Here is a 12792-nt window from a genome sequence, read left to right as displayed (position 1 = left end):
ACCCAGCCGGCTCGGGAGCTCGCCAGCACTGGCATCACAGCGTCAGTGCTGGCAGAATCCCGCCCCAATTGCCGCGGCAAGTCCGTGGCTCGCCCTTTTTAAAGCCATTCCTCAGCTGAAAGCACAGGAACACAACATGACTCAGTCCAACTCGGTTTCGGGCAACGGTTCAGGGGCCACCCGCGGTCTCTGGTCCTCCCGGTTGGCGTTTATTCTGGCGGCAACCGGTTCGGCCGTTGGTCTCGGTAATATCTGGAAGTTTCCCTACGTTACCGGCGAAAACGGTGGTGGCGCCTTTGTACTGGTTTACCTGCTGTGTATCGCCGTAATCGGTATTCCCATCATGATGGCGGAAGTGTTTATCGGCCGGAATGGCCGCCATAACCCCATCACCAGTATGCGTCTGGTGGCCGAGCGCAATCTCAGCGCCCCGGGCTGGCGGATTTCGGCCATCATCGGGATGATTGCGGCCTTCGTGATCCTCTCCTTTTATTCGGTGATTGGTGGCTGGGCTGCGTCCTACGTGGGGCATGCCGCCATGGGTGACTTCACCGGCGGTACTGCAGACTCAATTGGTGAGTTGTTCGGTGGCCTGCTGGCCAGCCCGGGTCAGTTGCTGCTCTGGCACACCGTCTTTATGGCGCTGGTGATCCTTGTGGTTTCCCAGGGGCTGAAAGGCGGTCTTGAGCGGGCCGTTACCATCCTCATGCCGGCCCTGTTTATTCTCCTTCTGTTAGCCGTTGGCTATGCCACCACGACAGGTCATTTTGGCGAGGCCGTCAGCTTCCTGTTCACACCGAATTTCGGCGCCCTGACCTTTAACGGGGTGTTGATTGCCCTTGGCCACGCCTTCTTCACCCTCAGCCTGGGTATGGCCATCATGATGGCCTACGGTTCCTATCTGGGTCGGGATGTGTCCATCGGCCGCACCGCGGTAAGCGTGGCCATCATGGATACCGTCGTCGCGCTCCTGGCCGGCCTGGCCATTTTCCCGGTGGTGTTCGCCAATGGCCTGGAAGCCAGTGCCGGCCCCGGGCTGATCTTCCAGACCCTGCCGCTGGCCTTCGGCAACATGCCGATGGGTGGACTGTTTGGCACCCTGTTCTTCATTCTGCTGCTGTTCGCCGCCTGGACTTCCGGTATCTCCCTGCTGGAGCCGGTGGTTGAGTGGGTCGAGGAAAAGACCAGCCTGGCCCGAACAGGCAGTGCCATCCTGGTTGGTGTGCTTTGCTGGGCGCTGGGGATTGCCTCGATTCTGTCGCTCAATCTCTGGTCCGATGTGGCCCCGCTGGCCATGTTCGAGCGCTTTGAAGGCAAGACCATCTTTGACTTGCTGGACTTCTTTACCGCGAATGTGCTGTTGCCGCTCTCTGGTCTGCTGACGGCGGTGTTTGTGGGCTGGTTCGTGGCGAAGGAGTCTCTGAAAACGGATCTGGCCCTGGAGGGTGGCGCCTTTACCCTCTGGTACAACCTTATCCGGTTTGTCACGCCCCTCGCCGTTGCCATCGTGTTTGTCTACAACCTGATGTCCTGACCCGAGGGATCAGCTTTACGGTTGAATGCAACGTGGCAATGAAAAAGCCCGGCAAGTCACACTGCCGGGCTTTTTGTTTTCAGGAGTGCTTTTTACTCTTCGCCTAGCTGCCTGAGTGCCTCCACATGGGGGCGCACCGCCTCGATATCTTCCGCCGGAGCATTGCTCGCGCTCTGCATGGCACCCATCGCACTCTCCATCATGGCGCGCATCTGGGCTTTCTGTTCGGCCGTCATGTGCGGGCTGTTTTCCATCTCGGCCAGTGTGGCCTCCATCTCTCGTCTCGCTGCAGGATTCTGCTCTGCCATTTCGATGGCCATCCAGGCCTGGAAAACACGGTCGCCCGTGGCACCCCAGGATTCCAGGCTGTCGAAGCCGTGATCCTGCACCACGTCTTCCAGGCGGCCATAGGCTTCATGGCCTTTCATCTGCTCCAGGGAGTCCGACACGATCCGGGAGAAATCCGGCATGGTGCTCTCGTTCTGGTTGTCCATCTGACGCTCCAGCTCCTCAAACTCCGGAGCCAGTGTTTGTGCCGCCCGAACGCTTTCGATAAACGAAGCCACTTTCTGGTCGGACAGGGTGTCGGCGTGGCTGTCGGTAGGGAGTAGTGGAAGCAGAAAAAAAACGGCTGTGAGGATAATGCTGTTCAACACCAGCATCGGCTGTCGTTGCGGGTTATGCATGGCTGTTCTCCTTGTGTGGGCTTCCGGTTCCTTTGTCCGGAAGTCCCACGAGATTAGCGCTTACCCGCTTTGCCTGGCAACTGTGCTGTTATTTCAGCTTCAGAACAACAGCTCCGGCAGCCAGGTGGCAATTTCCGGGAAGATCATGATCAGGATGATGCCGATGATTTCCACAATCACGAAGGGAATGATCGACTTGTAGATATCCTTCATGGTGATCGACGGCGGCACGATGCCCTTCAGGTAGAACAGGTTGAAGCCGAAGGGTGGCGTCATGTAGCCGATTTCCATGTTGATCACGAACAGGATGCCGAACCAGATCGGATCGAAACCGAGGGATTCCACGATCGGCATGAACACCGGCAGGGTGATCAGCATAATACCCACGGGGTCCAGCACCATGGCCAGCAGGAACACAATTACCATCATGGCGATGATGATGCCCCAGGGCCCGCCGGGCACCATGTTCATCAGGCCCTCGATCAGTTCCTGGGCGCCCATGCTCTGGTAGGCGGCGCTGAAGGCATGGGCGGCAAACAGGATCCACATGATCATGCCGGTGAGCTTGAAGGTGCGGATTGCCGCTTCCCTCAGGATGCTCCACTTGAACTGTTTGTAGACGGCCGCTGAGATGAGAGCGCCCAGAACGCCCATGGCAGCGGCTTCGGTCGGGGTGGTGATACCGCCGATAATCGAGCCCAGAACCATGACGACAACGCCGATAGGTAGCAGCACAGCTCGCAGAGCCCGCAACTTCTCTGGCCAGGTGCCTCGCTCTTCCTTGGGCAGCGCCGGCGCCAGTTCCGGCTGCAGGTGGCAACGCACAAGGATATAGATGGCGGTCAGCACCATCAGCAGGATGCCCGGCATGATGCCGGCAGCAAACATCTGGCCAACGGAAACGCCGGTGATCAGGGCGTAGAGGATCATCAGGATGCTGGGCGGAATCAGTATGCCCCAGCCGCCGCCGGTATTGATCACGCCCAGGGCCATGTTTTTGTCATAGCCCCGTTCCAGCATCGACGGCAGGGCGATGGTGCCCATGGCCACCACCGCAGCACCGCTGATGCCGACCATGGCAGCAAACACCGCACAGATGCCAAGAGTGCCCAGAGCCAATCCGCCTCGCAGGCCGCCGCACCAGAGGTGCATCATCCGGTAAAGATCCCGGGCGACACCGGTACGCTCCAGAATCATGGCCATGAAGACGAACAGAGGGATGGCAACCAGGGTGAAGCTTTCCATGGTGCCCCAGATCTGCGAGGCCACCATATAGAAAGAGTCGAAGCCCCAGGTGAAATACAGGAACACCACCGATACGCCACCGAGAACAAACGCCAGCGGCAGGCCCAGCAGCAGGAAAAACAGCAGCGAACCGAAAAACAGGAGAGTCAGGGCTTCAATGCTCACAGCTGATCTCCTTCAGACTCGGCTTCTTCGGGCGTGTAGTAATCCAGGTTAAAGGCCACGGCGATGTCTTCAAGCAGTTTGACCAGTCCCTGCAGAACCAGCAGAGCGGTGCCGACGGGAATGGCCAGCTTCACCGGCCAGATGGGGGGATTCCACGCCGAATAGGAGGTTTCCCAGCTGGACATGGATTCCTGCGCCATGTCGATCCCGAACCACAGCAGGGCAAGCGTGAAAATGAAAAAGACCAGGGAGGTAACGATGTCCAGGGCCGCGCGCTTGCGGGGCTTCAGGTGCGAATGCAACAGATCCACATTTACGTGGCCCCGATGGGCCATGATGTAGCCGCCAGACATCACCGCGTAGATGCCGAAAAGCATCTGGGTCAGCTCGTTGGTCCAGACCGTGGGGGAGTTGAGCAGATAACGGAAGCCAACTTCCAGAAGCAGGAACACGAACATCGCGAAAATGAGGAGGGCCACCCACCGGCCGATAAAATCATTGAGACGGGTAACCCCCCTCATGAATGCGGCGATCATCACACTCACGGCAATCTCCCACGGGATGCTGGTTTGGTTCGGGGAAAGAAAGGCCGGAGTCGAAGACCCCGGCCCTGGTCAGAACACTGGTCGATCAGAGATAGCCGAGGTCGGCCAGGTAACCTTTCAGCATGTCGAGTGCCTTCTTGGCGTTCTCGCTGCGCTTGCCTTCCTCATCCCACATGGCCTGGGCGGTGGCGACCAGTTTGTCCTGGACTTCGTCCGGCAGAACATTCAGTTGCACACCCTGCTCTTCGATAGCCTTGGCCAGGGTGATGCGCTCTTTGTACTGGTATTCGTTGGTGCGGATCCAGAACTGCTCGTTGAGGGCGTCCTTGACGATCTTCTGCATGTCTTCCGGCAGCTTGTCCAGAGCCTTCTGGCTGACGATGATCACGTCGGTTCCTGCAATGTTCAGGGCAGGCTGAACGTGGTGTTTGGCCACTTCATACAGGCCCATGCTATAGGCGCCCTGTGCCGCACCCCAGTGGGCACCGTCGACAATGCCGGAATCCAGTGCCGAGTAGAGTTCACTGCCGGGAATGTAGGACGCCGCGGCGCCAGCCTCGGTCAGGAAGGTTTGCAGGGCGCCGGAGGAGCGGATCTTCAGGCTGTTGAAGTCTTCCACGCTTTCAATGGGTTCCTTGACCACCATTTCGGTCGGGTAGACCTTGTCGGTCGCCCAGTAAACGCCGTGCTCTGCGGCTTCGTCACGGAGCATCTGCTCGAACCCCAGGTTCTGGTGGAAATAGGCGGCTTCCCAGACATTACGGAACGCGAACGGCAGACCGGAGGCAATGCCCGCGAGTGAGACCTTGTCCTGGGCATAGGCCGGGGAAATGGTGCCCATTTCCAGGATGCCACGACTCACCGCGTTGAAGGTGTCCGTGGCCTTGAACAGTGCGCCGGCCTCGTAAAGTTGCAGTTTCAGGCGGCCATCGGTGCGCTCTTCGAGCACTCGTTTGATGCGGCCAAGGCTGTCAGTGTAGGAGCTGCTGGATCCGGGCCAGTGGGACTGAACCTTCCAGGTGAAGGTGTCCTGGGCTGCAGCGGGTGCTGCCGAGAGCGCGGCGGTAATACCGAGGGTAAAGGCTGACGCATACACCGTCAGAGTCTTGCGAGCAGTAGCAAAGAGTTTCATGAGCTTGCCTCGTTGATTGTTGTAGTGGCTTTGCCTTGTTTCACTGTGCAGAACTCACAACTGCAGGGTGAATTGTATTCTCTGAATCTATCACATCATTCGGGCTTTGCAATAGGATGTTTGTCGTTCCGATTCGCAGCTGCGCGTGGTCGAAGAGTAGCTCAAAAGAACCGTTTTCACCGTCGCGGACCTGCGACATCAGCGCCTGACGCCTGATCATGGAAGGCTGTAAGCGGCTTTGATAGCCAAAAAGTTCCGCACGCTACTCGTTGCACTTTTCATTTTTCGTCGATCTTCCTCTATTGTGTTTTGCTAGATGAAACAACCTTTCAAATATATTGACTCAAAACCGTAAGGCGTGACAAATTACAAAAACAACAGAACTACAAAGACAACATTAGCCGCCTGGCCCATCTGGAATGAATGTCTGATGAATGAGGAAAGCCGCCACATTACCCACGGGCAGGATCTGCCCGGTTTTCACAGTCTGCTTGGCTACCGTCAGGCGTCCTGGGAGGAAAATGAAGCGGTCATCGAGCTTGAGTTGACGCCCGTGCATCTGAATCTTGGCGGCGTTATCCATGGTGGTGTGCTGACGTCGCTGTTGGACATAGCCATGGCACAGGCCGGAACCTACTGTCCCTTTCCGGGCCGGATGCGCAAGGCAGTCACCCTGTCGCTTACCACCACGTTTACCGGCCAGTGATCCGAGGGGGTTATTCGGGTAACCGGCAGAAAACGCGCCGGAGGGCGCCGGATCTTCAACAGCACCGGCGAAGTGCATGACGACAAAGGCAACCTGCTGGCCATTGGCGAGGGCACCTTTCGTATCCGCTCTGGCAGCGACAAGCCAGAGGGTGTTCCGATCTGACGGCCGGCCTGGCAGCTCGATGGCCGAAGAACCAATACCAACAAGAGGAAGCGGACATGTTCGATCTGTCTGATAAAGCGAAAGCGCTACAGTCGCAGCTCAGGGCCTTCATGGATGAGCACATCTATCCCAACGAGCACCTGCATCACGAGCAGATCGCTCAGGCCGAGAACCGCTGGGCTCCGGTTCCGATCATCGAAGAACTGAAAGCGAAAGCAAAGGCCGAGGGCCTCTGGAACCTCTTTCTCCCCGAGAGCGACTACGGTGCCGGGCTGAGCAATTACGAGTACGCCCACCTGTGCGAAATCATGGGGCGCTCGGAGATGGCGCCGGAAGTGTTCAACTGTTCCGCACCTGATACCGGCAACATGGAAACCATTGCCCGCTTTGGCAACGCCGAACAGCAGGAGCAGTGGCTCAAGCCGCTGCTTGCCGGGGAAATCCGATCCTGCTTCTCGATGACCGAGCCCGACGTGGCTTCCTCCGACGCCACCAACATCGCCTGTGAAATCCGTCGTGAGGGTGATGAGTATGTGATCAATGGCCGGAAGTGGTGGTCCTCCGGCGCCATGACCACCACCTCGAAAATTGCCATTGTCATGGGCAAAACCGACCCCACCGCCGAGAAACACAAACAGCAGTCGATGATCCTGGTGCCCCTGGATACGCCGGGTGTGAAGATGATCCGACCGCTGACCGTGTTCGGTTACGACCATGCGCCTCACGGCCACGCCGAGATTCACTACGACAACGTGCGGGTACCGGCCAGCAATATTCTGCTAGGCGAGGGCCGGGGCTTTGAGATTGCCCAGGGCCGGCTCGGGCCGGGCCGGATCCACCACTGCATGCGCACCATCGGTGTTGCCGAACGGGCCCTGGAGTTGATGTGTCGGCGTGCCGGCGAGCGAGAGGCCTTCGGCAAGCCGCTGTCGAGTTTCGATTCCATCCGCAAGGACATCGCCCGCAGCCGCATCGAAATCGAGCAGGCGCGCCTGATGACACTCAAGGCGGCGCACATGATGGACACCGTGGGCAACAAGGTGGCGCGCCAGGAGATTGCCATGATCAAGGTGATCGCACCGAGTATGGCGCTGAAGGTACTCGATCGGGCGATCCAGGTTCATGGCGGTGCCGGAGTCAGCCAGGATACCTTCCTCGCTTCAGCCTGGGCCAAGGTACGGACGCTGCGGCTGGCGGATGGTCCGGATGAGGTGCACCTGGACTCCGTGGCCAAGATGGAACTCCGGCAGTACCGCTGATTCACCGGCATGAGGATCAAACCATGACCAATTCGCTGTTTGATATGACCGGCAAGGTCGCTGTCATTACCGGCTCAACCAAGGGCATTGGCCGCGCTATTGCCGAGGAAATGGCACGTCTTGGCGCCAGGGTGGTGATTTCCAGCCGCAAGGCGGACGCCTGCGAGCAGGTGGCTGCCGAACTGAAAGCGCAGGGTTTCGAAGCCATGGCCGTGCCCTGCCATGTGGGCCGGAAAGACGATTTGCAGAATCTGGTCGACCGGACCAACGAAGCCTGGGGCCCGATCGACGTGCTGGTGTGCAACGCGGCCACGAACCCCGTATACGGCACCACGGCGGAGATGACCGATGAGGCCTGGGACAAGATCATGGACACCAACGTGAAGGGCACCTTCTGGCTCACCAACATGGTCCTGCCCCAGATGGCGGAGAAGGGTGAAGGGGCGGTGGTTCTGCTGTCCAGCATTGCCGGCCTTCGGGGAAACACCACCATCGGAACCTACGGGGTGTCGAAAGCCGCCGAGGCGGCCCTGGCCCGCAACCTGGCGGTGGAGTGGGGGCCAAAAGGGATCCGCGTTAACAGCATCGCCCCGGGCCTGATCAAGACCGACTTCGCCAAGGCCCTCTGGGAAGATCCGGTTCGGGTGAAGCGGGCGGAGGACAAGACCCCGCTGCGCCGGATCGGTGATCCGGTCGATATCGCCGGCCTGGCCGTGTTCCTGTCCACCAGGGCGAGTGCGTACATCACCGGCCAGGTTATCGTTGCCGACGGTGGCGAGACCATTTGCTAACGGACTCTATAGAGACGCTATGACAACAGCACCAGAGCTGGTAGACGTTTTACCGGCACACAGGTTTGACGAGGAGCGGCTGCTGGCCTGGCTTCAGGGAGAACTGCCCGAGGTGGGTGAGCGGCTGGACGTTCGGCAGTTCCAGGGTGGACAGTCCAACCCGACGTTCCTGCTGGATACCGATGGCGGGCAATACGTCCTGCGCAAGAAGCCGCCCGGGAAAACCCTTCCCTCGGCCCATATGGTGGAGCGCGAATACCGGGTTATGAAGGCCTTGGCAGACCACACCGGGGTACCGGTTCCCAGGGTGAGGGTGCTGTGCGAAGACAGCGCCGTTATTGGGACACCGTTCTATGTCATGGACTTTCTGCACGGCAGGATCATCAGTCATTCGGCATTGCCGGACCTGGTCCGGGAGGACCGCCTGCTGGCCCACCGCTCGGCCGTCGATACGCTGGCGACCCTGCACTCGGTGGACGTGAACGCGATCGGCCTCGGAGATTACGGCCGTCCGGAAGGTTACGTGGCACGACAGGTAGCCCGGTGGAGCAAGCAGTATCTGGCTTCGAAGACGGACGAGCTGCCCGCCATGGACAAGCTCATGGCCTGGTTGCCGGAGAATATTCCGGCCGCGGACGAAACCGCCATCGCCCACGGCGACTACCGGTTCGGCAACCTCATGCTGGCGCCGGACAAGCCCGAGGTGATCGGGATCCTCGACTGGGAGCTGTCGACGCTGGGCCATCCGCTGGCCGATCTGGCCTACTTCTGCCTGCCGTACTATCTGCCCTCCGATATGGAAGGCATGCGCGGTTTGCAGGGAGAGGATCTGGAGGCATTGGGTATTCCCGATGAACAGACGACGATCGCCCGCTACTGCGCGCAGACCGGGCGCGACGGTATTGATGACTGGCACGTGTTCCTGGCGTTTTCCCTGTTTCGGCTGGCTGCGATCCTGCAGGGGGTCTACAAGCGGGCGCTGGACGGTAACGCCGCCAATGCCAACGCGCTGAGTGTCGGCAAGCGGGCCAGCCTGTTGGCGGACATCGGCTGGCAGATTGCCAGCGAGCACCAATGAATAATAGCTGGCTGCACCTGTGGCCGACTGACTGAACCCTGGAGAGCAACACGCATGTTCACACGCCATTTCAAGGTCTGGCCCCGAGAACTGCCCAAGACCATGACCCTGCCGGAAACCAGTGTTTTCAGGAACCTGGAAATATCTGCGCTCCGCTACCCGGACCATAACGCGATCATCTTCTACGATGCGCCCCTTACCTACCGACGTCTTCTGTCGGAAGTGGAAACCATGGCGGGCTACCTGCAGTCACAGGGCGTCGGTAAGGGGGATCGGGTGCTGCTCTACATGCAGAACTCGCCGCAGTACGTGATCGCCTACTACGCCATCCTGAGGGCAGACGCCGTGGTGATTCCGGTCAATCCGATGAACCGTGCCGCCGAGCTCGAGCATTTTATCGCCGACACGGGAGCCTCAATCTGCCTGGCCGGCCAGGAGCTGGCGGACTTCATCATTCCTCTGTTGCCGGAAACGGATCTGAAGCAGGTTGTGGTGGCCTCCTACAGCAGCTACATCAAACCGGATACCGATCTCGATCTTCCGGCGGAAGTTGCGGCCCCGGTCTGGTCCCGGGGTGTACGGGGTGTGGTGACCTGGGAGGCTGCCCTGGCGGCCGGGTACGAGCCGTCAGCCCACACGGCTGGACCTGCCGATCTGGCCGTCATCCCCTACAGCTCGGGTACGACCGGTGCGCCCAAGGGCTGTATGCATACCCATCGCTCGGTCATGGCAACGGCGATGCACCGTGCCTTCTGGAACCTGAGCACACCGGATACGGTGCAACTGTCCACACTGCCGTTCTTCCATGTAACCGGCATGACTGGCTCCATGAACAGTCCCATCTACAGCGGTTCGACGTCGGTGACCATGACACGCTGGGACCGCACTACGGCTGCCCGTCTGATCGAGCGCTACCGGGTGACCGGCTGGACCAACATCGTGACCATGGCGGTGGACTTCCTGTCGAATCCGGACATTGGCCAGTACGACCTCAGCAGCCTGAATACCATCGGCGGGGGAGGGGCGGCCATGCCGGCGGCGGTGGCGGAAAAACTGAAAACCATGACGGGGCTGGACTATATCGAGGGCTACGGCCTGTCCGAGACCATGGCGGCCACGCACATTAACCCGGTCAAGCAACCCAAGGCCCAGTGCCTGGGTATCCCTGTTTTCGATGTGGACAGCCGGATCATCGATGTGGATACCCTGGAGGAAAAGGGCCCCGGTGAAACCGGTGAAATTGTATCGTCCGGCCCTCAGGTCACCATCGGGTACTGGAACCGGCCGGCGGAAACCGAAGCCGCGTTCGTGGAGATCGACGGCAAGCGTTTCTTCCGTACCGGGGATCTCGGCTACTACGACGAGGACGGCTATTTCTTCATGGTGGATCGGGTCAAGCGCATGATCAACGCGTCCGGTTTCAAGGTCTGGCCCTCCGAGGTGGAGGGTCTGATGTACCGGCACCCGGCCATCCACGAAGTCTGCATCATCTCTGCACCAGACCCGAAACGGGGTGAAACGGTCAAGGCCTGCATTGTCCTGACACCCGAGGCGGAGGGAAAAACCTCGGCAGAAGACATCATCAACTGGTGCCGTGAGCAGATGGCGGCCTACAAGATACCGACCATTGTGGAGTTTGTGGAGGCACTGCCGAAATCCCCTACTGGCAAGCTGATGTGGCGGGCCCTGCAGGAAGAGGAATGGAAGCAGAATGCCTGAACAGGCGGAGAGTCGAGCCTCGTTCGGGCTCCCGCCGATCCGGGCCCGTCAGGCAACATACATCATCAGAGTCTCTGCCACACAGGCAGGCCTGTCTTCACCCCGGATCTCAATAGTGGTCTTGTAGGTGGCTAGCTGGCGCTGATCATCCACCTGATCAACAGAGAGTAGTTCCACGCGGGTACGAATGTCCGAGCCGACTTTCACCGCCGATGGGAAGCGCAGCCGGTTCAATCCGTAATTGATGGTGGCGGACGGCCCGATCACTCGTATTGCCTGGGGGTTCAGTTTCGAGATGAGCGAGACCGTGAGATACCCATGGGCGATGGGGCTTTTCCAGGGTGATTCGCGCCTGGCCCGCTCAACATCAATGTGAATCCACTGGTGATCACCGGTCACATCGGCAAAGGCATCGACCATCTCCTGGGTGATGGTGAGCCAGGGGCTGTGGCTCTCCAGTTGCCCCGCCAGACCTGCCAGTTCCGTAAGATTTATCTCTTTCATGAGCGCTCCCTGGTGATCACCGTTGTCCGCCTCCGGATTAAAAAAGGGGTGGTCTGGCGACCACCCCTCAAAAAGGCCTCAAAATGACAAGGCCCCAGGCTCACCGATGAGGGGATTCTAGCTTGCCTGTAAAAGAGTGGCGTAAGCCTCCAGATGGAAGTCGTCATCGCCGAGCTGATGATTGATCATCACCAGGCGCTTGGCGTAGTGGGCGAAGTTGTACTCCCAGGTCATGCCGATACCGCCGTGGGACTGGACGCCCTGTTCGGAGATGAACTGGCCGCTGCGGCCGATCACGTTCTTGGCGGCGGCCAGGATTCGACGACGCTCGTCGCTCTGGGGCTCGTCGGCCACGCTAGCCGCCAGGATGGCCATGGAGCGGGCCTGTTCCAGCTCGGACATCATGTCCACCATCCGGTGCTGAAGCACCTGGAATTTGCCGATGGGCACGCCGAACTGCTTGCGCTGCTTCAGGTATTCCAGAGTCAGGTCACAGGCCACTTCCATGGCGCCCACGGCTTCACCGCACAGGGCGGAAATGGCGCGTCCGGTCTGGTATTCAATCACTTCGGCAGCTTTGCCTTCCTCGCCGAGCAGGACTTCGGGACCCAGCTGAACGTTGTTCAGGAACAGGTCACAGCCTTTGGAACCGTCAATCGTCGGATAAGTCCGGCGCTCGAGGCCTTCGGCGTCAGCCGGAATCAGGAACAGGCTGATGCCATCGGCATCGCGGCTGTCACCGGAAGTTCGGGCAGATACCACCAGCACGTCGGCACAATGCCCGCCGATCACGACCGCCTTGCGACCATTCAGCAGATAACCGTCACCAGACTTATCGGCGCGGGTTTCCACATCGTTCAGGTTGTAAAAGCTCTGGGGCTCCTGAAGTCCGACAGCAGCCCGAAGCTCACCGCTGGCAATGCCGCCAAGCCACCGTTCCTGTTGTTCGCTGTTGCCGGCCTGACTGATCAGCCCGCCGCCCAGAACCACCGATTGCAGATAGGGCTCAACGCAAAGGCCGCGGCCCAACTCGGTCATCACGCTCTGTACTTCAACACCGGTTCCGCCAAAGCCCCCCAGCTCTTCCGGGAAGGGCACGGCCGTCAGCCCCAGTTCACCCAGCTGTTTCCAGAAATCGGCGCTGAAGCCCAGCTCCGATTCGCTGAACTCCAGGCGCTTTTCAAAACTGTATTCACCGCGTACCAGGCGGGCCACGGTGTCCTGCAGCATCTGCTGCTCTTCATTCAGTCGGAAATCCATGGT

11 protein-coding genes and 1 pseudogene are annotated in these 12792 nt (G+C 59.6%); 6 read left to right on the top strand and 6 right to left on the bottom strand.

Going from position 1 to position 12792, the window contains the following annotated elements:
* Positions 1 to 136: 136 nt before the first annotated feature.
* Positions 137 to 1534 (top strand): sodium-dependent transporter, encoded by a 1398-nt coding sequence (locus ABNF92_RS09830; protein ID WP_349342032.1) that lies wholly within the window; start codon positions 137 to 139, stop codon positions 1532 to 1534.
* Positions 1535 to 1626: 92 nt separating this feature from the next.
* On the opposite strand, the gene ABNF92_RS09825 is transcribed toward ABNF92_RS09830, so the two are convergent.
* The 4 genes from ABNF92_RS09825 to dctP all read right to left on the bottom strand — a co-directional run bounded on the left by ABNF92_RS09825 (position 1627) and on the right by dctP (position 5307).
* Entirely contained in the window at positions 1627 to 2220 is a 594-nt protein-coding gene (locus tag ABNF92_RS09825; protein WP_349342031.1) for a hypothetical protein, read from the bottom strand.
* 99 nt (positions 2221 to 2319) lie between these two features.
* Positions 2320 to 3630, bottom strand: coding sequence for a TRAP transporter large permease subunit (locus tag ABNF92_RS09820; protein ID WP_069182586.1), 1311 nt, complete (start codon positions 3628 to 3630; stop codon positions 2320 to 2322).
* A complete protein-coding gene (locus ABNF92_RS09815) occupies positions 3627 to 4166 on the bottom strand; it encodes a TRAP transporter small permease subunit (protein WP_153634439.1) in 540 nt (179 codons plus the stop codon). The genes ABNF92_RS09820 and ABNF92_RS09815 overlap by 4 nt, the downstream gene beginning before the upstream one ends.
* Positions 4167 to 4260: 94 nt before the next feature.
* Complete coding sequence (dctP, locus tag ABNF92_RS09810) at positions 4261 to 5307, bottom strand: TRAP transporter substrate-binding protein DctP (protein WP_069182587.1); 1047 nt, start codon at positions 5305 to 5307, stop codon at positions 4261 to 4263.
* 430 nt (positions 5308 to 5737) lie between these two features.
* On the opposite strand from dctP, the pseudogene ABNF92_RS09805 reads away from it, so the two are divergent.
* The 5 genes and pseudogenes from ABNF92_RS09805 (at position 5738) to ABNF92_RS09785 (ending at position 11025) form a co-directional block, all read left to right on the top strand.
* A pseudogene (locus ABNF92_RS09805) lies at positions 5738 to 6178 on the top strand (PaaI family thioesterase).
* Positions 6179 to 6234: 56 nt separating this feature from the next.
* Positions 6235 to 7437: an acyl-CoA dehydrogenase family protein gene (locus tag ABNF92_RS09800; protein WP_291905316.1), complete on the top strand. Its 1203-nt coding sequence runs from the start codon at positions 6235 to 6237 to the stop codon at positions 7435 to 7437.
* Positions 7438 to 7460: 23 nt separating this feature from the next.
* The gene (locus tag ABNF92_RS09795) at positions 7461 to 8228 is read left to right on the top strand and encodes an SDR family oxidoreductase (protein WP_136631206.1); all 768 of its coding nucleotides are present in this window, start codon (positions 7461 to 7463) and stop codon (positions 8226 to 8228) included.
* Between the two features lie 19 nt (positions 8229 to 8247).
* Positions 8248 to 9306 (top strand): phosphotransferase, encoded by a 1059-nt coding sequence (locus ABNF92_RS09790; protein ID WP_305965503.1) that lies wholly within the window; start codon positions 8248 to 8250, stop codon positions 9304 to 9306.
* A gap of 54 nt (positions 9307 to 9360) precedes the next feature.
* On the top strand, positions 9361 to 11025 hold the full coding sequence (locus ABNF92_RS09785) for a long-chain fatty acid--CoA ligase (RefSeq protein ID WP_349344043.1): 1665 nt from the start codon (positions 9361 to 9363) through the stop codon (positions 11023 to 11025).
* Between the two features lie 48 nt (positions 11026 to 11073).
* Here ABNF92_RS09785 and ABNF92_RS09780 read toward each other — a convergent pair whose 3' ends face one another.
* Together ABNF92_RS09780 and ABNF92_RS09775 are read right to left on the bottom strand one after the other, a co-directional pair.
* Positions 11074 to 11529, bottom strand: coding sequence for a MaoC family dehydratase (locus ABNF92_RS09780; protein WP_209399272.1), 456 nt, complete (start codon positions 11527 to 11529; stop codon positions 11074 to 11076).
* 117 nt (positions 11530 to 11646) lie between these two features.
* On the bottom strand, positions 11647 to 12789 hold the full coding sequence (locus ABNF92_RS09775) for an acyl-CoA dehydrogenase (RefSeq protein ID WP_349344042.1): 1143 nt from the start codon (positions 12787 to 12789) through the stop codon (positions 11647 to 11649).
* Positions 12790 to 12792 lie beyond the last annotated feature (3 nt).

This window comes from Marinobacter sp. MMG032 (assembly GCF_040112695.1).
Taxonomy (GTDB): domain Bacteria; phylum Pseudomonadota; class Gammaproteobacteria; order Pseudomonadales; family Oleiphilaceae; genus Marinobacter; species Marinobacter salsuginis.
Note: the sequence above shows the minus strand (reverse complement) of the source record. Positions and strands in the feature narration are given on the sequence as shown.

Bases quoted from the DNA above. Each gene is read 5' to 3' on its own strand.
- ABNF92_RS09830 (WP_349342032.1), top strand. From the start codon at position 137: ATGACTCAGTCCAACTCGGTTTCGGGCAACGGTTCAGGGGCCACCCGC.
- ABNF92_RS09790 (WP_305965503.1), top strand. From the start codon at position 8,248: ATGACAACAGCACCAGAGCTGGTAGACGTTTTACCGGCACACAGGTTT.
- ABNF92_RS09815 (WP_153634439.1), bottom strand. From the start codon at position 4,166: ATGATCGCCGCATTCATGAGGGGGGTTACCCGTCTCAATGATTTTATC.
- ABNF92_RS09775 (WP_349344042.1), bottom strand. From the start codon at position 12,789: ATGGATTTCCGACTGAATGAAGAGCAGCAGATGCTGCAGGACACCGTG.
- ABNF92_RS09780 (WP_209399272.1), bottom strand. From the start codon at position 11,529: ATGAAAGAGATAAATCTTACGGAACTGGCAGGTCTGGCGGGGCAACTG.
- ABNF92_RS09795 (WP_136631206.1), top strand. From the start codon at position 7,461: ATGACCAATTCGCTGTTTGATATGACCGGCAAGGTCGCTGTCATTACC.
- ABNF92_RS09800 (WP_291905316.1), top strand. From the start codon at position 6,235: ATGTTCGATCTGTCTGATAAAGCGAAAGCGCTACAGTCGCAGCTCAGG.
- dctP (WP_069182587.1), bottom strand. From the start codon at position 5,307: ATGAAACTCTTTGCTACTGCTCGCAAGACTCTGACGGTGTATGCGTCA.
- ABNF92_RS09825 (WP_349342031.1), bottom strand. From the start codon at position 2,220: ATGCATAACCCGCAACGACAGCCGATGCTGGTGTTGAACAGCATTATC.
- ABNF92_RS09785 (WP_349344043.1), top strand. From the start codon at position 9,361: ATGTTCACACGCCATTTCAAGGTCTGGCCCCGAGAACTGCCCAAGACC.